Annotated in this window: 12 protein-coding genes and 1 pseudogene; 10 read left to right on the forward strand and 3 right to left on the reverse strand. The window is 74.8% G+C overall.

Translation table 11 applies throughout. The annotated features are described in order from the left end of the window. Positions 1 to 13: 13 nt before the first annotated feature. Entirely contained in the window at positions 14 to 3388 is a 3375-nt protein-coding gene (locus ABD332_RS51330) for a helix-turn-helix transcriptional regulator (RefSeq protein WP_344512915.1), read from the reverse strand. Positions 3389 to 3451: 63 nt separating this feature from the next. Here ABD332_RS51330 and ABD332_RS51335 point away from each other — a divergent pair. Beyond that, positions 3452 to 4198 (forward strand): annotated as a pseudogene (locus tag ABD332_RS51335) (PP2C family protein-serine/threonine phosphatase); the annotation flags it as partial. A gap of 49 nt (positions 4199 to 4247) precedes the next feature. Here the strand turns inward: ABD332_RS51335 and ABD332_RS51340 are convergent. Continuing rightward, entirely contained in the window at positions 4248 to 5369 is a 1122-nt protein-coding gene (locus ABD332_RS51340) for an FAD-dependent oxidoreductase (protein WP_344512917.1), read from the reverse strand. Between the two features lie 82 nt (positions 5370 to 5451). Between ABD332_RS51340 and ABD332_RS51345 the strand changes: the two genes are divergently transcribed. The 3 genes from ABD332_RS51345 (at position 5452) to ABD332_RS51355 (ending at position 9240) form a co-directional block, all read left to right on the forward strand. Further along, positions 5452 to 5967, forward strand: coding sequence for a TetR/AcrR family transcriptional regulator (locus ABD332_RS51345; RefSeq protein WP_344512919.1), 516 nt, complete (start codon positions 5452 to 5454; stop codon positions 5965 to 5967). Between the two features lie 77 nt (positions 5968 to 6044). Continuing rightward, on the forward strand, positions 6045 to 8726 hold the full coding sequence (locus tag ABD332_RS51350) for a putative bifunctional diguanylate cyclase/phosphodiesterase (protein ID WP_344512921.1): 2682 nt from the start codon (positions 6045 to 6047) through the stop codon (positions 8724 to 8726). Positions 8727 to 8775: 49 nt separating this feature from the next. Then, a complete protein-coding gene (locus ABD332_RS51355; RefSeq protein WP_344512923.1) occupies positions 8776 to 9240 on the forward strand; it encodes an Rv0361 family membrane protein in 465 nt (154 codons plus the stop codon). A gap of 7 nt (positions 9241 to 9247) precedes the next feature. Here the strand turns inward: ABD332_RS51355 and ABD332_RS51360 are convergent, their stop codons facing one another. Continuing rightward, complete coding sequence (locus tag ABD332_RS51360; protein ID WP_344512925.1) at positions 9248 to 11905, reverse strand: MGH1-like glycoside hydrolase domain-containing protein; 2658 nt, start codon at positions 11903 to 11905, stop codon at positions 9248 to 9250. Between the two features lie 153 nt (positions 11906 to 12058). Here ABD332_RS51360 and ABD332_RS51365 point away from each other — a divergent pair, with 153 nt between their 5' ends. The 6 genes from ABD332_RS51365 to ABD332_RS51390 all read left to right on the forward strand — a co-directional run bounded on the left by ABD332_RS51365 (position 12059) and on the right by ABD332_RS51390 (position 20062). Beyond that, on the forward strand, positions 12059 to 13975 hold the full coding sequence (locus ABD332_RS51365) for an amylo-alpha-1,6-glucosidase (protein ID WP_425552421.1): 1917 nt from the start codon (positions 12059 to 12061) through the stop codon (positions 13973 to 13975). A 206-nt stretch (positions 13976 to 14181) separates the two neighbouring features. Then, entirely contained in the window at positions 14182 to 15453 is a 1272-nt protein-coding gene (locus tag ABD332_RS51370) for a glycosyltransferase family 4 protein (protein WP_344512929.1), read from the forward strand. 128 nt (positions 15454 to 15581) lie between these two features. After that, a complete protein-coding gene (locus tag ABD332_RS51375) occupies positions 15582 to 17261 on the forward strand; it encodes a serine/threonine-protein kinase (RefSeq protein WP_344512930.1) in 1680 nt (559 codons plus the stop codon). Between the two features lie 39 nt (positions 17262 to 17300). Then, the gene (locus ABD332_RS51380; protein WP_344512932.1) at positions 17301 to 18125 is read left to right on the forward strand and encodes a patatin-like phospholipase family protein; all 825 of its coding nucleotides are present in this window, start codon (positions 17301 to 17303) and stop codon (positions 18123 to 18125) included. Continuing rightward, a complete protein-coding gene (locus ABD332_RS51385) occupies positions 18125 to 19111 on the forward strand; it encodes a 1-acyl-sn-glycerol-3-phosphate acyltransferase (RefSeq protein ID WP_344512965.1) in 987 nt (328 codons plus the stop codon). The genes ABD332_RS51380 and ABD332_RS51385 overlap by 1 nt, the downstream gene beginning before the upstream one ends. 57 nt (positions 19112 to 19168) lie before the next feature. Further along, complete coding sequence (locus ABD332_RS51390; protein WP_344512934.1) at positions 19169 to 20062, forward strand: Gfo/Idh/MocA family protein; 894 nt, start codon at positions 19169 to 19171, stop codon at positions 20060 to 20062. Positions 20063 to 20067: the final 5 nt, after the last annotated feature.

The following is a 20067-nucleotide window of genomic DNA, read 5'->3' on the forward strand; positions in this document are numbered from 1 at the left end:
GCCGAGCCGGTCCTCAGCTGGGTGTGACGACGCGGTGGCGGACCGCCCACATCGCGGCCTCGGTGCGGGACGCGGCACCGGTCTTGCGCAGCAGGTTGGACACGTGCACCGTGACGGTCCGGACCGAGATGCCCAGGGAGCTGGCCACCTGCTGGTTGGACATGCCGGCGGCGAGACAGCCGAGCACCTCGATCTCCCGCGCGGTCAGGTCGCCGCCGGCCCGCAGGCTGTGCAGCAGCGTCTCCGCCTCGGTGAGCCGCCAGCCGGGCCAGTGCACGAGCAGCGCCACCGCCCGCTCCGCGTGCTGCCGCGCGTCGCCGGCCCGGCCGAGCCGCAGCAGCGCGTGCGCGACGGCCGTGTGGACCGCGGCGTCGTACGGCGCCGCCTCCACCACCTCGACATCCGCGCCACCTCGTCGAGCGTCGCCGCGGTCCGCGACCGTCGCACCGCTGCCGTGGTGCGGCGCGCCCGGATCGCCGTGCCGCGCGGCGATTCGGGTGTTCCGGGTGGCCGCGCCGCCGGCCTGCGGAGCGGTCACGGTGCCGGGCTGCTGGGTGGTCATGGTGCCGGGCCGCGCAGCGGCCGGGTCGCCGTGCCGCGCGGCGGTCCGGGGCTGCAGGGCGGTCGCGCCGCTGTGGTGGGGTGCGGCCGGGTCGCCGTGGCTCATGGCGGTGCCTGGCCGTGGGGTGGCCGCGGTGCTGGGGCGCGGGGTGGATGCGGGGCCGGGGTGCGGGGTGGGTGGGCCGCCGTGGTGAAGGGCGGCCGGCAGGAGGTCGACCGCGGCGGCGTCCCGGCCCGCCGCGACGGCCAGGAGCAGCCGGAGCTGGGGCGCCGCGCCGACCGCGTCGCCGACGAGATCCTCGACCGTCGCCGCCGGCACGCCGCCGTGCAGGGCCCACCGGGCCGCCTCGACCAGCCGCGCGGGCCGGCAGTGGCCGACGCAGTCGGCGAGCGCCAGAGCCGGGTCGGCCGGATGCGCCCCGCGGGCCGCGACGGCCACCCGCAGCACCCTGACGAGGCCCACGTCGCGCCCCTCCCCGTCGGCGCGGGCCAGGAGGCGCACCGCGAGCGGGTCGTCGCCGCGCTCGACCGCGAGGAGACCCGCCGTCGCCACGAACCTGACCCGCTCCAGCGGATCCGTCTCGATCGGCAGCCGCGACCAGGTGAGCGCCTCGGCGCGGGCGAGGTCCCCGGTCCGCAGCGCGTGCGCGATGCCGAGCGCGGTCGTGCGCCCCGCGCAGAACTCCAGCCCGGCCCGGCCGATCGCGGCCATCGCCTCGTCGAACAACCGCCGCCCCGTCACGTCGCCGAGCCCCGGCAGCCCGACCGCCACGAGGTTGTTGATGGCCCGGCCGACGGTCACCGAGTCCCGGTCGTGCTCGGCGATCTGCCGGCACGCGTGCAGCAGCGCCACCCCCCGGTCCCGCCACCCCCCGAACGACAGCGCCGTCCCCAGCGTCACCCCGGCCGAGGCGATGCTCTCCCCGCTGCGCTCCGCGGCCACCATCGCCGCCTCGGCGAGGGGCACGACCACGCCCGGCGCAGTGGTCCGCAGCGCGCTCGCCGCCTCCGCCGCCAGCTGCCGCGCCCACGCCTGCCCGATCCAGCCCGCGCCAGCCGCTCCTGCCGCGTCAGCCGCTCCTGTACCTTCAGCCGCCCGGCGGCCGTCGCCGCTTCTACCGTCCCCGGCCCGTTCGTCGGCCCGGCCCGGAGCGGCGGCCAGGCCCGATGTGGTGGCGGCCAGGCCCGATGTGGTGGCGGCCAGGCCCGATGTGGTGGCGGCGCGGCCAGTTGTGGCGGTGGCGCGGCCGGTGACGGCGGTGGCGCGGTCGGTCACGGCGGCGGGGCGGTCGGTCGTGGCGGCGGTGAGGGCGGCGCGGGCGTCGGCGAGCGAGGCGATGTGGCCGGCCCGGTCGGCCAGGCACCAGCGGACCTCCGCGAGGAGCCGGTGCGCGTCGGAGATCTCAGCGGGGTCCGACGCGCGGCGCAGCCAGTCCGCGGCGTGCCGCTCCGCGACCGTGAACCGGCCCGCCACGAACGCGGCGAGCGCGCCCGCCCGGAGCAGCTCCCGGCGGTCGGCCGCCGACGGGGTGCCCGCGTCGGGAGCGCGCAGGCCGAGGTGGACCAGGTCCAGGGCGGCGTCCGGCAGGCCGGCGGCCAGGTTGGCGTGCGCTCCCCGTACAGCAGCGGCAGACGCCTCATCGAGACGGCCAAGCGCCGCGGCGTGCCTGGCCAGGGCGGCGTCGTCGCCCAGCTCGACGGCGAGGGTCCGGGCCAGGCCGTGCACCCGCGCCCGCTCGCTCGGCAACGCGCTGCCGGCCAGGGCGTCCCGCAGCAGCGGGTGCCGGAAGCGCAGCGGGCCCGCGGGGGCCAGGTCAGGGGCGATGACCAGCATTCCGAGGTCCAGCAGGCGGCGCAGGGCCGGCTCGATCTCGCCCTCGCAGACGTGCACGAGGACGTCGGTCTCGACCGGGTCGCCGAGCAGCGCCGCGGCGCGGGCCACCCGCCCGACCAGCGCCGGCTCGCCCGCCAGGGGCTCGACCAGCAGGCCGGCGACGTGCGCGGGCAGCGTCGCCCCGGCCTGGTCGCCGCGGGTGGTGACGGCGCCGGCCAGGTCGCCGCGGGCGGTGAGGAGCTCGGTCAGCCAGAAGGGGTTGCCGCCGGTGCGGGTCAGCATCGCCCGGACGGTCTCCGGCGGCGGCGCGGCACCGCGGTGCGCCTCGATCAGCTCGGCGGTCTCGCGCGCGTCGAACGGGGCCAGGTGCACCCTGACCACCGACGGCGCGCCGCCGAGCCGGCGCAGCGTGCGTGCGGCGGCCGGCGCGAACGCGGCCTCCTGCGGCGGCCGGCTCGTCACCAGCAGCAGCGCGGGCAGCGCGGCGGCCGCGGCGAGCTCGCCGATGAGCGTGAGGCTGGCCGGGTCGAGGTCGTGCAGGTCCTCGACGACGAGGACGCCGCAGCGCCCGTCGAGCAGCCGGCGGACCACGTCGACGGCGGCGCGCAGCATCGCGGCGGGCGCCAGCCGGGTGCCGCCGCCCGGGGCGGGGGAGCGCTGCGCGAGCTCGGCCGGCACGCCGCCGTCGAGGGGGTGACCGCTGAGGACGGACGCCAGCCAGTCGTGCGGTGCCGCGCCGAGGGTACGGGCGGCGCCGGCCAGCACGACCGGTGGCGGCGGGTCGAGGCGGTCGAGCGACTCGGCGACGAGCCTGCTCTTGCCGCTGCCGGCCTCGCCGGTGACCAGCACGACCCGGGGCGCGGACGGCGCCGGGGACGCCGGCCGTCCCGTGGCGGGCAGGCCGGGCAGGGCCTTCAGGGCTTTCAGGGCCTTCCAAGCACCCGTGATCTCGGCGAGCTCCTCGGCTCGTCCGATGAACGGGGTGGCGGGCATGCGGCCACGATACGCACAAGTGCGTACAGACGCTGTGTGTGTCGATCGGGGACGCTGGCGGGCATGGAAGAGTCGCAGCCGCGCCCCCTGACGCTGGAATGGGCCGCCCGGACCGAGGTCGGGATGGTCCGCAGCACCAACCAGGACTCGATGTTCGCCGGTGGCAGGCTCCTCGCCGTCGCCGACGGCATGGGCGGGATGGCCGCCGGCGACGTCGCCAGCCGGCTGGCGATCGAGGCGATGACCCCGCTGGATGAGGAGTTCGCCGGCAGTGACCTGCTGACCGCCCTGCGCACCGCCGTCTCCGACGCCAACCGGCGCATCCGCGACGAGGTCGAGGCGGACCCGGAGAAGCAGGGGATGGGCACGACCCTGACCGCGATCCTGTTCTCCGGCGACCGGGTCGGGCTCGTCCACATCGGCGACTCCCGCGCCTACCTGCTGCGCGGCGAGGAGTTCTCGCAGGTGACCCGCGACGACACCTACGTGCAGATGCTCGTCGACGAGGGCCGCATCACGCTCGACGAGGCCGCGACCCACCCGCAGCGGTCCCTGGTCAGCCGGGTCCTGCAGGGTCAGCCGACCGACCCGGTCTACTCGGTGGTCCCGGCGCGGGCCGGCGACCGGTACCTGCTGTGCAGCGACGGCCTGTCGGGCGTGCTGCGGGCGGAGACGATCGAGGAGGTCCTGCGCGAGTACGACGACGTCGGCGAGTGCGCCGACCGGCTCGTCGACCTCGCGATGCGCGGCGGCGGACCGGACAACATCACCGCGGTCGTCGGCGACATCGTGGGCGACGACGTGCCCGAGCCGAGGGGCCTGCGGCACCGGCTGCGGACGTGGCTCGGCCGCGACGAGGTCAACGGCGCGCGGCTGCCGGCCTGACCGCCGCCGGGATCCGGACGTCGTCCGGGGTCCACGCGGCGACCCGCTCGGCGGCGGCCACGGTCACGCGGTCCGGGGTCAGCCGGAACAGGGTCCGCACCATCGCGCCGGTGAGCCTGCCGCGCGCCCCGGCGAGCCGGCCGACCTGCCACGACCGCCGTGCGACGGCGGCCACCCGGGGGCGGCGCTGCTGGTCGTACACCTCGAGCGCGACGGAGACGGGAGCACCCTTCGGCAGCAGGAGCGCCAGGGTCACGGCATCCTCCAGGGCCTGGCAGGCGCCCTGGCCGAGGTTGGGCGTCATGGCGTGCGCCGCGTCGCCGACCAGCGCCACCCGCGTGCCGAAGCGCATCGGGGCGACCGGGTGCAGGTCGAGCAGCGGGTGGTGGGACAGCTGGCCGGGGGCGGTCGCGGCGAGCAGGCGGGGGATCGGGTCGTGCCAGCCGGCCAGGGCGCCGGTGAGCTCGGCGAGCTGCTCGGCCGGTGCGCCGGCGCGCGGCGGGCCGGGCGCGGCGGCGTACCAGTAGACGGTGCCCGGACCGGTCGGCGCGTACCCGAAGCGCCAGCCCTTCGGCCCGATGGTCTCGCCGCCGCCGTCGACGTCGCCCCGGACGACGGCCCGCCACGAGACCTGGCCGCTGTCGCGGATGCGGACCTGCGGGGCGTACGCGGCGCGGACCGCGCTGCCGATGCCGTCGGCGCCGACGATCAGGTCCGCGTCCAGGGCCTCGACCCCGGCGACCCCGGTGACGTGATGTCCCGTGTGGACGGTCGCCGGCAGGCGGTCGAGGAGGATCTCGTGCAGGTCGGCGCGGTGCAGCACGACCGGCGGCTCGGGCAGCCGGACCCGGCTGAGCGGGCGGCCGTCCCAGGCGCGCAGCCCGCCGCCGTGGATCCGCCCGCCGGCCCGCTCGACGGCGTCGCCGACGCCCAGGTGGTGCAGCGCCCGCATCGCGTTGGGCCACAGGGAGATGCCGGCACCGACCTGGGACAGGTCCGGCCGCCGCTCGAGCACCGTGACGTCCCAGCCCTGCCGTCCGAGCCCGCGGGCGGTCGCCAGCCCGCCGATACCGCCGCCCACCACGATCGCGCGCATGGCCGTCTCCTTCCGACTTCCGTCTTCCCATTGGATTTGCTACAGGTGTAGTAACTCGACGCTACACCTGTAGCATCGCCGTGTGAACGTTCGTGACGCGGATCGCAAGACGCTCCTGGCCGACGCCGCGATCGAGGTGCTCGGCACCGGCGGGGTCCGGGCGCTGACCCACCGGGCCGTCGACACCGCCGCCGGCCTGCCCCAGGGCACCTGCGGCTACCACTTCCCGAGCCGCGCCGCTCTGCTGACCGCCGCCCTGACCCGCATCGCGGCCCTGGACCTCGCCGACGCGTCCGGCGCGGATCTTCCGGCGGTGCTGCGCGGCTGGGTGCTCGGCGACGCGGCCCGCACCCGGGCCCGCTTCATGCTCATGCTCGACCCGCAGGCCCGGGCCGAGCTGGGCCCCTCCGCGGCCGACCTGGCCGGCGGGTTCGTGCAGCGGGCGGTGGAGCTCTTCGGCTCGCAGGACCGCGCCCGGCTCGCGATCGCCCTCATCGACGGGCTCCTGCTCGACGAGCTGACCCGTGGCACGGTCACCGACGAGCAGCGCCGGGCCCGGCTCGCCGCCGTCCAGGAAATAGTCACAACCCACCGATAACCTCGGGCGGCCCGGATCGTTGACCGGTTTGAGCATGAATCCCCCAGTGCCCGCCCTCTCGCGAAAGCGACACGACCGTGGTCAGCAACCCGCGCATGTTCTGGCTCGTCCTGGTCACCGCGGTCGCCGCGTTCAGTGCCGCGGCCTCCGCCGGTCCGGTGCTGTCCTTCGGCGCCGTCGCCGCCGGTGTCATCGTGGGCTCGCTCGTCCACGCCGTGTCGCTGATCCGCCTCGCGCTGCGCATCCACCACGGCCGCAGCGACTTCGGCCCGTGCCGTGGCGCCGGGTTCCTCGGCATGGGCGCCCTGTTCACCGGCGCCGGCGTGGCCGTCACCGGGTTCGTCGCGCTGACCACGTCCACCGCCGCGCCCGGCGTCGCCGCCGCCGTCACCACGCTCGTCGCCGCGCCCACGTTCCTGCTCGGCCTGCTCCTGCTGCCCGGCACGGCCCCCACGGTCCGCGCCCGGCTGCGCCGCCTCCTCGACGGCGCCGGCATCGGCGTCACCCTGTGCTACAGCGTCTGGGTCCTCGCCGCCGCCACCTCCGTCCTCACCGGGCCGCTGCCCCTCGCCGTCGCGGTCACCTGCTGCGTCTCGGTCTCCGTCGCCGTCGTCGCCGGGCTGCGCGCCGTCCGGCACCGCCCCGCCGCGCTCGCCTGCGCCGGCGGATCCGCGCTGTCGATCGTCGGGCTCGGCCTCTTCACCGTCCTGCTCGCCGAGCTGCGCCGCCCCGGCGAGCCGTTCGGCCCCGGCGCCGGCTGGGTCTCCGCGGGCCTCGCCGTCGCCGGGCTCGCGCTCGTCGCCGGCCCGTTCCTGATCCTCGCCGGCGCCCGCCGCGCCGACGACGCGCCGACCCGCCCGCACGCCGCCGACGCCGGCGGCACCCTCGCCGGCTATCCGCTGCTCATCGGGCCGGCCCTGCTCGCCGTCGCGGTGTCCGTGACACACCTGCTCACCGGCGGCCGGTTCGACCCCGTGGCCGTCGGTCTCGGCGTCGCCGCGGCGGTCGCCGTCGCGTGCCGGGAGGGCCTCGCGGCCCGCGACATCCGGCGGTACGCGCGGACCCTCGCCACCCGGGAGGCGCACTTCCGGGCGCTAGTCGCCGGCTCCACCGACGTCGCCATCGTCCTGGACGCCGAGCTCGTCGTGCGGTGGCAGTCACCGGCCGCGGCCCGCCAGTTCGGCCTCTCCGACCAGGACGTCCTCGGCCGCCCGCTCACCGACCTGCTGCACCCCGCCGACGCGGGCCCGGCCGGCGAAGCGCTGCGGGCCGTCCTCGCCGGCCGCCAGCACGTGCTGCTGCAGGCCCGGCTGCGCGACGGGTTCGGCCACTGGCGCGACACCGAGTCGACCATCAGCGACCAGCGCGCCGCACCCGAGGTCGCCGGCGTCGTCGTCCACGTCCGCGACGTCGGCGACCGGGCCCAGCTGCAGCGCAGCCTCGACGAGGCGACCTGGACCGACGACCAGACCAGGCTCGCCAACCGGCGCCGGTTCCTCGCCGCCGTCGCCGAGGCCCACCGCGCCCCGGCGGCCGAGGCGGGCTGCGTGCTCGTCGCCGAGCTCGACCGCTTCGAGAGCGTCGCCGACCTGCACGGCCCGACCGTCGCCGACGCGGTGCTCATCGAGGCCGCCCGCCGGCTGCGCGCCGCCGTCGGCCCGGAGGACCTGCCCGCCCGCCTCGCCGGCGCCGGCTTCGCCGTGCTCACCGGCGCGCCGCTCGTGCACGCGTTCGCGCTCGCCACGCGCGTCGCCACCGCCTTCGCCGAGCCGTTCCACCTGCCCGGCCACACCGTCCACCTCGCCGCCGACGTCGGCGTCACCGACCTGCGCGGCGCGGGCCACCCGCACGGCGCGGCCGGTGCCGAGGACGTCCTGCGCCGCGCCGACATCGCCCGCCGCCGCGCCCGGCAGCTGTCCCGCGGCCGCGACGGCGGCCGGGTCGAGTGCTACGACGAGTCCTTCGAGGCCGCCCTCGTCCGCCGCACCGACCTGGAGCAGCAGCTGCCCGGCGTCGTCGGCCGCGGCGAGCTCGACCTCGTCTTCCAGCCCGTCGTCGACCTCGGCTCCCGCCTCCCCGCCGGCGTCGAGGCGCTGCTGCGCTGGCGGCACCCCCGGCTCGGCGTCGTCCCGCCGCACGAGTTCCTGCCCGTCGCGGAGGAGCTCGGCCTCGCCGACGAGCTGGGCGAGTGGGCCCTGCACCAGGCGTGCCGGCAGCTGTCCCGCTGGCGCGCCGACGGCCGCGACCTGTGGATGTCCGTCAACGCCTCGGCCCGCCAGCTCGCCGCCCCCGGCTGGCTGGCCACCGTCGCCACCGCCGTCGACACCCACTGCGTCCCCGCCGAGTCCCTGATCATCGAGGTCGCCGAGGCCGCCCTGCCCGACGACACCGGCGCCGTCGAGCAGCTCGCCGGCCTGCGCGCCCTCGGCGTCCGCACCGCGATCGACCACTTCGGCACCGGCCCGACCGCCCTCGCCCACCTGCGCCGCCTCCCCGTCGACGTCCTGAAGATCGACCAGGTGCTGTTCAGCGAGCCCGCCGGCCAGCGCGCCCCGGCCACCCCGATCGTCGACGTCGTCGTCGGCCTCGCCCGCCGCCTGGGGATCGACGTCGTCGCGTGCGGCCTGGAGACCGAGTCCCACGTGGACGTCGTCCGGGCCGCGGGCTGCCGCCTGGGCCAGGGTTACCTGCTCAGCCGGCCCGACCACGCCGAGCATGTCGAGGCCTACCTGGAGCGCCACCGAGCCAGGCTCTTCTGACCGCGGCGGGGATACGCGGCGGGGCGCCGCTGCTCTACCGTGATCATCCATGGCCATGCAGTTCGAGTACACGGTGCCCCAGCCGCCGCGCAGGAACACCACCCTGCGGACAGTGCTGATCGTCGTCGGCGTGCTCGCCGTGCTGTGCTGCGGTGGTGGCGGCGTCGGTGCCTACTTCCTCTTCAACAAGGTGGCCGACTCGACGTCGGCGGCGCAGGCGGCCGCCGAGGCCTACGTCGGCGCCCTCGAGTCCGGGGACTTCGCCGCCGCGTACGGGCTGGCGTGCGCCGCGACGCGCGGCGAGCACACGCAGGACGACTACGTCGCGGCCCTGGGCCGGCAGCCGAAGATCCAGAGCCACAAGGTCGTGGGCACGTTCATCCGGAACGTCAACGGCAAGACCTCGGCGGACATCACGATGGACGTGGTGTACGCCGAGGGCTCCCCGAAGCGGTACGTCTTCACCCTCGTCGAGGAGGGCGACGCCTGGAAGGTCTGCGGCGTGCCCTCCTGAGCGCCGCTCAGTAGTCGGTGGCGCGGGGGCGCGGCGGGGCGTGCAGGGTCAGGATCAGGTCGAGAACCAGCGCGGTCCACCCCGTCTGGTGCGCCGCCCCGAGCCCCGCCCCCGTGTCGCCGTGGAAGTATTCGTAGTACAGCAGCAGGTCGTGCCAGGCGGGGTCGTTCTGGAACAGCGGGACGTCGCCGAAGACGGGGCGGCGGCCGGTGTCGTCGTCGCGGAAGATGTTGACCAGGCGCCGCGACAGGTCGTCGGCGACCGCGGCGAGGGTGGCCATCTTGCCGCTGCCCGCCGGGTACTCCACCTGCAGGTCGTCGCCGAAGAACTCGGAGAAGCGGCGGACCGCCTCGATCAGGATGTAGTTGACCGGGAACCAGATCGGCCCGCGCCAGTTGGAGTTGCCGCCGAAGAGGCCGCTGGTCGACTCGGCGGGCTCGTAGCCGACGGTGTAGTCCGCCTCGCCGATGTGCACGGTGAACGGCTCGTCCTTGTGGGCGCGGGACAGCGTCCGCAGCCCGTACGGGGAGAGGAACTCCTCCTCGTCGAGCATCCGCTGCAGGATGCGGATCAGCTGGTCGGGCCCGACCATCGACAGCAGGCGCAGCTGCTGCCCGCCGCGGCTCTTCTTCGCGCCGACGACGTCGCCGTACTCGGGCTTGTTGGTGAGGAACCAGCGCAGGCGGGCCGCGACGTCGGGCAGGCGGCGCAGCGTGGAGGAGCCGATGATGGTGGTCGCCGTGAGCGGGAGCAGGCCGACGACGGAGCGGACCTTCAGCGGGATGCGCTGCCCGTCGGCGGTGCGCAGCACGTCGTAGAAGAAGGCCTCCTCCTCGTCCCAGAGGCCGAACTCGTAGGCGGCGTCGGCGATGTACGCGAAGTGCTCGAGGAACTTGGCGGCGATGTCCTCGTAGACCCGGTCGTGCACCGCGAGCGCCAGCGACATGTCGAGCATGTTCAACGCGTACATCGCCATCCACGCCGTGCCGTCGGACTGCTCCAGGCGGCCGCCGACGGGCAGCGCCGCGGACCGGTCGAACGGGCCGACGTTGTCCAGGCCGAGGAAGCCGCCCTCGAAGACGTTGTTGCCCTCGGCGTCCTTGCGGTTGACCCACCAGGTGAAGTTGAGCAGCAGCTTGTGCAGGACACGGGCGAGGAAGTCGAAGTCCTTGGAGCCGTCGATCGCGAAGACGCGCAGCGCCGCCCACGCGTGCACGGGCGGGTTCACGTCGCCGAACGCCCACTCGTACGCCGGGATCTGTCCGTTGGGATGCATGTACCACTCCCGCAGGAGCAGCAGCAGCTGGTCCTTGGCGAAGCCGGGGTCGACGCGGGCGATCGCCACGCAGTGGAACGCCAGGTCCCACGCGGCGTACCACGGGTACTCCCACGGGTCCGGCATCGACAGCACGTCGCAGCTGTTCATGTGCCACCAGTGGCTGTTGCGGCCGTGGCGGCGGCTGTCCGGCGGCGGCTCGGAGACGGGGTCGCCCTCCAGCCAGCGCGCGACGTCGAAGTGGAAGAACTGCTTGCCCCACATGAGGCCGGCGACGCCCTGCCGGACGATCATCGCCTCCTCCGGGGTGGCGGTCGGCGGGACGAGGTCGGCGAAGTAGGCGTCGGCCTCGGCCAGCCGCCGGGACATGGTCATGTCGAAGTCGGCGCGCAGGTCGGCGGGGGCGAGGTCCTTCGCGCCGGGCGCGTTGAGGTTGAGCCGCAGGCGGATCTCGTGCGTGCCGCCGGCGGGCACGGAGATCAGGTAGTGCAGCGCCGCCTTGGTGCCGACGAGGTCGGGGTTGACCGTGTCCTTGCCGTGCAGGATGTGGTCGTTGATGCCGTCCTTCGGGTACTCGCGGCCCGGTTTGCCCCAGATGCGGTCGCCGTTGGTCTCGTTGTTGCAGAACAGCGGCTGGGGCGCGCCGTCGCCGGTCAGCGCGAGGCGGCCCAGCAGCCGGTGCTCGGCCAGCAGGCCGTTGTCCTTGACGCGGATCTCCGGCTCGTAGTCGCGGCCGGGCAGCCCCCACGCCCACGTGTTGCGGAACCACAGGGTCGGCAGCAGGTGCAGGGTCGCCGGCTCGGGCCCCATGTTCTTGACCGTGATCCGGACGCACATGTCGGTCGGGCCGGCCTTGGCGTAGTCGACCTCGACGGCCCAGTAGCGGTCGTCGTCGAAGATGCCGGTGTCGACCAGCTCGTACTCGGGCTCGTCACGCCCGCGGCGGCAGTTCTCGGCGACCAGGTCGTCGTAGGGGAACGTGCGCTGCGGGTAGTGGTAGCGCCACTTCATCCACGAGTGGGTGGGCGTGGAGTCCAGATACCACCAGTAGTCCTTGACGTCCTCGCCGTGGTTGCCGAGGTCACCGCCGAGACCGAACATCCGCTCCTTGAGGATCGGGTCCTTGCCGTTCCACAGGCCGAGGGCGAAGCAGAACGTCTGGCGGTCGTCGCAGATGCCCGCCATCCCGTCCTCGTTCCACCGGTACGCGCGGGAGCGGGCCTGGTCGTGCGGGAAGTAGTCCCAGGCCGTGCCGTGCGGGCTGTAGTCCTCCCGGACCGTGCCCCAGGCGCGCTCGGAGAGGTAGGGCCCCCAGCCCCGCCATGGGCGCTCCCCGCTGTCGGCCTCGGCGAGGCGTCGGCGCTCGGCGTTCCCATCGTCCTCGATCACGAAGTCATTCTCCGTCGCAGATGTTTCGCTCAAGTTGAGCGCGGTCCCGGTGTTGCGTTTGTGGCTTTTGTCAGTCCACCAATCTTGCCTTGATCAATAATCCTGTCGCGAGTCACTCGCGTCCTGCCACTCCTTGCCACCAAGATTGTGCCCATGGTGGTGTTCGGTGCGCAGGTATGCGGTGATTTGTCGGTAGGAGCGGAGCGTGAGTGGCTGGTTCCTGACGGTACCGGCGGTTACGCGATGGGCACCGTCTCCGGGTTACGAACCCGCAGGTACCACGGCCTTCTGGTAGTCGCCGAGCCCGGGCGGCCGGCCCGGCGGCACCTCGGCCTCGCCGCGCTCGACCCCGTCCTGACGCTGCCGTCCGGCGCCACTGTGTCGCTCGCCACGCATGAGTGGGACGGCGGTGTCGTCAGCCCCGAGGGCCACACCCTCCTGGAGCGTTTCGAGCTCGTCGACGGCCTGCCGCGGTGGCGCTGGCGGATCGGGCCGGTCGTCCTGGAGCGCGGTCTCGCCATGGTCCACGGCAGTCCGCACGTCGGCGTCGTGCACCGGCTGCTGAGCGCGCCCGGCCCGGTCACACTGACACTCAAGGCGCTCGTCACGTGGCGCGACGCCCACGGCGAGCGGGGTGCTTCCGGTCCGCCGCCGGTCGTCGCGTCATCCGGCGACGGTGCCGTCGTCGAGCGCGCGTTCCGGCTGCACGGCCCTTCCTGGGAGCCGGGCGGTCAGTGGTACCGGGGTGCCTATGCCCGCGAGGAGGCCGCCCGCGGGCTCAACGCGACCGAGGACCTCTGGTTCGCCGGCCAGTTCCGCGCCGAGCTGCGCCCCGGCGAGGCCCTCGAGGTCGAGGCGTGGGCCGGCGACGGCCAGCCCCGCGGCGCACAGCGGATCATCGACCGTGCGGAGGAGCGCGGCCGTGCCCTGGTGCACGACGCTTCCGACGCGGTGGATGCCGCTCTGGTACTGGCGGCCGACGCGTTCGTCGTCGCCGGTGCGCAGGGCGCGCCGGACGTTGTCGCCGGGTACCCGTGGTTCGGCACCTGGGGCCGCGACACGATGACCAGCTACGAGGGGCTGTTCCTGGCGACCGGCTGGTGCGACGAGGGCCGCGAGCTGCTGCGCGCCTACGCCGCCACCCTGTCCGAGGGCATGCTCGCCAACACCGCCGACACCGGGCAGACGGAGTACAACACCGTCGACGGCACCCTGTGGTTCCTGCACGCCGTCGAGCGGCACGTCACCGCCACCGGCGACGAGGACCTGGCCCGGGAGATCCTGCCGGGCCTGGAGCAGGTGGTCGCCGCGCACGTCGCGGGCACCCGCTACGGCATCCGGGTCGACCCCGCCGACGGCCTCGTCACGCAGGGCGCCCCCGGCGTCGCGCTCACCTGGATGGACGCCCGCGTCGACGGCGTCCCCGTCACGCCGCGGGCCGGCAAGCCCGTCGAGGTGAACGCGCTGTGGATCAACGGGCTCGCCGCCGTCGCCGGGCTCAAGGAGCGGCTCGGCGGCGACGCCACCGGGCTGCGCCGCCTCCGCGAGCAGGCCACGGTCAGCTTCGGGGCACGCTTCCGGATCCCGCACCCCGCCGGTGGGCAGGACGCGGCGCCGCTGTTCGACGTGGTCGACGGCCCCGGCGGCGACGACCCGTCGACCCGCCCCAACCAGCTCCTCGCCTGGAGCCTGCCGCACGCCCCGCTGCGCGGCACGCCCGTGCCGGCGCGGCTGTCCGACCTGTTCACGCCGCTCGGGCCGCGCTCCCTGGCGGCGGACGACCCGGCCTTCACCGGCGCGCACCGCGGGTCGCCCGGCGACCGGGACCGCGCCTACCACCAGGGGACCGTGTGGCCCTGGCTGATCGGCCCGTACGTCGACGCGGTCAGGCACGCTCCGGGGGGCGACGACCGGGAGCTGCTGGCCGGTATCGAGGCACACCTGGACGAATGGGGCGTCGGTTCGGTCAGCGAGACCGCGGACGGACAGGCGCCGCACCGGGCGACAGGATGCCCGTTCCAGGCCTGGTCGGTCGCGGAGAGCCTGCGCGTCCGACGGAATGTCGGTTGACCGTTACACCCTAGAAATGAGATTTGCCTCCCTGGTAACCCTCGCCCGGCAGGATGAGTCTCAAGCCCACCCACCGCGTCACACGCGAGACCGATTTGCGTGTGTCAGCGTTGGCGCGCGTGGGTAACAGGGCGGGCGTTTTTGATCGACAACTCGACTGTGGGGGCGGCCACGTGGACCAGACCATCGGCAAAGCGGCGACACCGATGAGAATTCTGATGCTCTCGTGGGAGTATCCACCCGTCGTCGTCGGCGGGCTGGGAAGGCACGTGCACGCCCTCGCCACCTCGCTGGTGACGGCGGGCCACGAGGTCACCGTCGTGACCCGGCACGCGCCCGGCGCTCCCCTGGAGGAGTACGCCGAGGGCGTCCGGGTCGTCCGCGCGGCGGAGGACCCGCCGCTGTTCCCCCTGGCGACCTCCACGCTGCTGGCGTGGACGATGGCCTTCAACCACACCCTGACCCGGGCCGCCCTGCGCGCCGCGGCCACCGGGGAGTACGACCTGATCCACGCCCACGACTGGCTGGTCACGCACACCGCCGTGACCCTCAAGGAGTGCCTCGACCTGCCGCTGGTCGCGACCATCCACGCCACCGAGGCCGGCCGGCACCAGGGCTGGCTGCCCGACGAGATGAACAAGTGCATCCACTCCGTCGAGTGGTGGCTCGGCCACGAGGCCTGCCGGGTGGTGGTCTGCTCCGAGTACATGCGCTGGGAGGTGACCCGGCTGCTGGACCTGGCGCCCGCCCGCGTCTCGGTCGTCGCCAACGGGGTCGACTCCAGCGTCTGGAAGGCGCCCTCCCGCGCCGTCAACGCCGCCCGCGCCCGCTTCGCCGGCGAGGGTCCACTCCTCGGCTACGCCGGCCGCCTGGTGTACGAGAAGGGCGTGCAGGACCTCATCGCCGCCCTGCCCGAGCTGCGCGCCCGGCACAACGGCCTGCGGGTCGTCATCGCCGGTGACGGTCCCCACCGCGCGGAGCTCCAGGAGGACGTGCGGCGGCTGCGGCTGCAACGCGCTGTCAGCTTCGCCGGCTTCATGGGGGAGGGCGAGCTGCCCGCGCTCATGGCCGCCACCGACGCGCTCGTCGTGCCGAGCATCTACGAGCCGTTCGGCATGGTGGCGCTCGAGGGTGCCTCCGCCGGCGCGCCCCTCGCCGTCGCGGCGACCGGCGGCCTCGCCGAGATCGTCCAGCCCGGCGAGACCGGCGTGACCTTCCCGGCGAAGACCCCGGACGCGCTCGCCGCGTCCGTCGGCACCCTGCTGGACGACGAGCCCTTCGCCCGCCGGGTCGCCCAGAAGGCCCGCACGATGGTCGGCCAGAAGTACGGCTGGTCCACGATCGCGGCCGACACCGCCGACGTGTACCGCACCGCCATCACCGAGGCGCCCGGCTTCGCCGCGAGGCAGGCCGCCGCGGTGCTCGAACACGGACGGCCGCAGATCGTCGTGCCGGACGGCAACCTTCTGACGATCTGAGTCGCATCTTGAACGGCCCCGGCGAGAAGTTTGCCGGGGCTGTTCGCATATGGGGTCTCGCGCCGCAGCCGGATGGCGATTAGGGTTCCTGGGGTACAGCGACCGGAATCGATCAGGACGGCGGTTGGGTGAGCGGGACGGCTGACGAGGTCCTCGGTAACAGGTACCGGCTGATCGCGCCGGTCGGGACCGGGGGCATGGCGGTCGTCTGGCGGGCCCAGGACCTCGTGCTCGACCGCGACGTGGCGATCAAGCTGCTCGCCGAGGAGCTCGCCAACAAACCCGGCAACCGGGAGCGCATCCGGGCCGAGGCGCAGGTCGTCGCCCGCCTCCAGCACCCCAACATCACCGCCGTGCACGACTACGGCGAGGCCGGTGACCTCGCCGCGGGCCGGCACGGCCGCCGCCCGTACGTCGTCATGGAGCTCCTCGAGGGCGAGCTGCTGTCCAACCGGCTGCGTAGCGGGCCGATGTCGTGGCGCCGCGCCACCCAGATCTGCGCCCAGGTCGCCGCCGGGCTCGCCGCCGCGCACGAGCGCCACGTCGTGCACCGCGACATCAAACCCAGCAACATCATGCTCACCGCCGCCGGCGCGAAGATCCTCGACTTCGGCGTGGCCGGGCTCACCGGCTCGTTCGACCCCGACGACGAGGACGGCACCGTCTTCGGTACACCCGCCTATCTCGCGCCGGAGCGGCTCCTCGGCGGCGGCGTCATCCCCGCGACCGACGTCTACACCGTCGGCCTGCTCGTCTACCGGTGCCTCACCGACCGGCTGCCGTGGCACGCGGACACGCCGACGCAGATGATCGCCAACCACGTGTACGAGCCGCCGCACCCGCTGCCGGACATCCCCGGCCTGCCGGCCGGCATCGCCCAGCTCGTCGGGCAGTGCCTCGCCAAGGACCCCGACACGCGGCCACCCGCGGCGTACGTCGCCCGCACCCTCGCCGCCGCCACCGGCATCCACGTCGTCCTACCCGGGGAGGACGGCTCCTCCACGCAGGAGGTCCACGCGCCCGCGGTCCCGGTGCCACGGCACCGGGAGGCGCCCGAGCCGACCTTCGGCCGGGAGGTGACGGTCCCGCGCAGCCGGCGGGCGGCCCGGCGCCGCAGCCGCCGCGCCCTCGCCGGCTCGGTCGCCGCGGTGGTCCTCGCCGTCGGCGCCGGCGCGCTCGCCGTCTGGAAGCCGTGGGCGCCCCGGCCCGCGTGCAGCATCGACTACTACAGCCGGCCCGAGCCGGTCGAGAACGTCGACAAGGCCTTCGCCTCCCGGATCGTCATCGCCAACTCCGGCAACCGGCCCGTCAAACCGTGGCAGCTGCACTTCCTGCTCCCCGGCGGGCAGGAGGTCACGCACGTCAACGGCGGCGTCGCCAGCTGGCAGCGGGTCGGCGGCGGCGTGCGCGTCACCGGCGAGATCGGCATCCCGCCCGGCAAGGCCGTCACCATCGGCATGAACGGCGCCAACGGCGTGATGCCGATGCCGACGAGCTTCTCCGTCAACGACGTCGCCTGCGACACCCGCTACGCCGAGGGCCGGCGCGGCACCGTCCTCCCGCCGATCACGGACCTCGTCCCGGCACCGGAGAACGGCAGCCGCCCCACCGCCAGCGTTCCGCCGGAGAGACCACCGGAGGGCGGACCGCCCGGCGGGTTCGACGGCGACCGGCCACCGCCCCCGCCGCCGGGCGAGGACGACTTCGGTGGCGGCGGCGGTCCGCGCCCGTCCGGGCAGCCGACCGGCAGCCGCCCCGCGAGCTCCGCGACGTCGGCGCCGCCCCGGTACGTGCCCGGCCGCGCCTGACCTCTGCGGCCACGGCGCCTTCGCGTTACGTTCGGAGGCGTGCGCTTCCCTGGTCCTGTCGGGTTCGTCTTCGGCGGCGGCGGCGTGCTCGGCGCGGTCGAGGTCGGCATGGCCCGGGCGCTGCTGCACGCCGGGATCCGCCCCGACCTCGTCGTCGGCACCTCCATCGGCGCGTTCAACGGCGCCGCCGTCGCCGCCGCCCCGGACGAGCGCGTCGCCGACCGCCTCACCGAGCTGTGGGTGTCGCCGGAGGCCCGCACCGTCTACGGCGACTCGCTGCCCCGCCAGCTGGGCCGCTTCGCCCGCCGGACCCACCTGCACTCGCCGGCGCCGCTGCGCCGGCTGCTGACCCGCGAGCTCGGCGCCGACACGACCTTCGACGACCTGCCGGTGCCCTTCCAGTGCTGCGCCGCCAGCATCGAACGCGCCGCCGAGCACTGGTTCGACAAGGGACCCCTCGTCGAGGCGGTCCTGGCGAGTTCCGCCGTGCCCGGGCTGCTGCCGCCCGTCCACCTCGGGGATGAGCACTTCATCGACGGCGGGATCGTCAACTCCGTGCCGGTCGGCCGCGCCGTCATCCTGGGGGCCCGCACCGTGTTCGTCATGCAGGTCGGCCGGATCGAACGGCCGCTGCGCCCGCCGCGCCGGCCGTGGGAGGTTGCGCAGGTCGCGTTCGAGGTCGCCCGCCGGCACCGCTTCGCCCGCGAGGTGGCCGAGGCGCCGCCCGGCGTCACCGTCCACGTCCTCCCCACCGGCGGCGGCTCCGCACGCGACGACTCACCGCTGTCCTACCGCAACATGACCCTGGCCCGGGCCCGCATCGACCGCGCGTATGAGGCGACGCGCGCGTACCTGTCGTCATGATGCCGCCCCGCTGGCTGCGCCGCGTCGTCCTGGCCCCGGTGTTCCTCGCGGTCATCGTCGCGGTCCTGGCCACGATGCCGGTGTGGCTGCTGGTCGCGGCGCTGGCCGCACCGTTCGGGTCCGGACGGCTGCGCGCGCTGCGGGTCACCTGGATGCTCGCCGTCTACCTGCTGCTGGAGGCCGTCGCGCTGGTCGTCCTGTTCGGGCTCTGGGTCGGCAGCGGGTTCGGCTGGAAGCTGCGCGGCCCGCGGTTCCAACGGATGCACTACGTCCTCACCGGGCGGTTCCTGCACGTGTTGTACGACCAGGCGCGCTGGGCGCTCGGCGTCAAGGTCGCGGTGGTGGGCACCGACCCGGACGTGGCGGCACCGGGCCGGCCGGAGCTCGTCTTCTGCCGGCACGCCGGGCCGGGCGACTCGTTCCTGCTCATCCACGCGCTGATGAACTGGTTCGACCGGGAGCCGCGCATCGTCCTCAAGCACACCCTGCAGTGGGACCCCGTCATCGACGTCATGCTCAACCGGCTGCCCAACCTGTTCCTCACCGACGGCGGCGGCGACCCGTCGCACGTCGCCCGGCTCGCCACCGGCCTCGACGACAACGACGCCCTCGTCCTCTTCCCCGAGGGCGGCAACTTCACCCCGACCCGCCGCGAACGCGCCATCCAGCGCCTGCGCGACCTCGGCCTGCACGCGATGGCCGAGCGCGCCGCCCGCCTCCGGCACGTCCTCGCACCCCGGCCCGGCGGGACCCTCGCCGCCCTCGACGCCGCCCCCGAGGCAGGGGTCATCTGGGTCGCGCACACCGGCCTGGACAGGCTGCTCACCGCCGGCGACGTGTGGCGGCACCTGCCCCTGGACCTGACCATCACCATGCGCTGGTGGTCCGTCGACGCCGCCGAGGTGCCGGCCGGTGACGAGCAGCGGGTCGACTGGCTGTACGAGTGGTGGGCCCGCATCGACACCTGGATCGACCGGCACAACTGACAAGGCCTTCCCGGGGGCTCGTGCGGTCGCGGGGCGGCGTTCGTGGAGAATGGCCCGATGCGATTCGGCTTGCTGGGCACGGGACACTGGGCTGCGAAGACACAGGCGGTGGCCCTGGCGGCGCATCCTGACGCCACGCTCGCCGGCGTCTGGGGCCGCTCCCCGTCGAAGGCCGCCGCGCTCGCCGAGCCGTTCGGGGCCAAGGCGTATGACGACGTCGACGCCCTCCTGGACGACGTCGACGCGGTCGCGGTCGCGCTCCCGCCCGAGATCCAGGCGAGCCTCGCCGCCCGGGCCGCCCGCGCCGGCAAGCACCTCCTGCTCGACAAGCCGCTCGCGCTGACCGTCGAGTCCGCCGCCGCCGTCGTCGAGGCCGCCGACGCGACCGGGGTCGCGTCCGTCGTGTTCTTCACCAACCGCTTCATCCCCGCGGTCGACGCGTTCCTGCGCGACAACGCCGCGCTCGGCGGCTGGTACGCCGCGCACGCCACCATGTACGCCTCGATCTTCCAGCCCGGCAACCCCTATGCGGGCTCGACCTGGCGCAAGGAGCACGGCGGGCTCTGGGACCTCGGCCCGCACGCCCTCTCGGTGATCCTGCCGCTGCTCGGCCCCGTCGTCGACCTCAGCGCCGCCGACGGGCCCCACGACACCGTGCATCTCCTGCTCCGGCACGACAGCGGCGCCGCGAGCACCCTGTCGCTGACCCTGGACGCGGCCCCCGACGCCACGTCGTTCGGGTTCTCGTACTTCGGCGAGCACGGCGCCCTGACGCTGCCCGCGTGGGGCGCCGACACCCCCGTCGACGCCTTCGGTCACGCGGTCACGGCCCTGATCGCCGCGGCCGCGGGGTCGCCGCACCCGTGCGACGTCCGCTACGCGGCGCTCATCACCGGGATTCTGAGCGCGGCGGACCAGGCCCGCCGCACCCAGACGATCGTCACCGTCTGACGTTC

Origin of the sequence: Dactylosporangium maewongense, from assembly GCF_039531485.1 — a bacterium.
In the GTDB taxonomy this organism is placed as follows: Bacteria; Actinomycetota; Actinomycetes; order Mycobacteriales; family Micromonosporaceae; genus Dactylosporangium; species Dactylosporangium maewongense.

What these genes read in the sequence shown, in the direction of transcription:
- ABD332_RS51330 (WP_344512915.1), bottom strand. Translation starts at nt 3,388, where the DNA reads ATGCCCGCCACCCCGTTCATCGGACGAGCCGAGGAGCTCGCCGAGATC.
- ABD332_RS51340 (WP_344512917.1), bottom strand. Translation starts at nt 5,369, where the DNA reads ATGCGCGCGATCGTGGTGGGCGGCGGTATCGGCGGGCTGGCGACCGCC.
- ABD332_RS51355 (WP_344512923.1), top strand. Translation starts at nt 8,776, where the DNA reads ATGGCCATGCAGTTCGAGTACACGGTGCCCCAGCCGCCGCGCAGGAAC.
- ABD332_RS51365 (WP_425552421.1), top strand. Translation starts at nt 12,059, where the DNA reads ATGGTGGTGTTCGGTGCGCAGGTATGCGGTGATTTGTCGGTAGGAGCG.
- ABD332_RS51370 (WP_344512929.1), top strand. Translation starts at nt 14,182, where the DNA reads ATGAGAATTCTGATGCTCTCGTGGGAGTATCCACCCGTCGTCGTCGGC.
- ABD332_RS51385 (WP_344512965.1), top strand. Translation starts at nt 18,125, where the DNA reads ATGCCGCCCCGCTGGCTGCGCCGCGTCGTCCTGGCCCCGGTGTTCCTC.
- ABD332_RS51390 (WP_344512934.1), top strand. Translation starts at nt 19,169, where the DNA reads ATGCGATTCGGCTTGCTGGGCACGGGACACTGGGCTGCGAAGACACAG.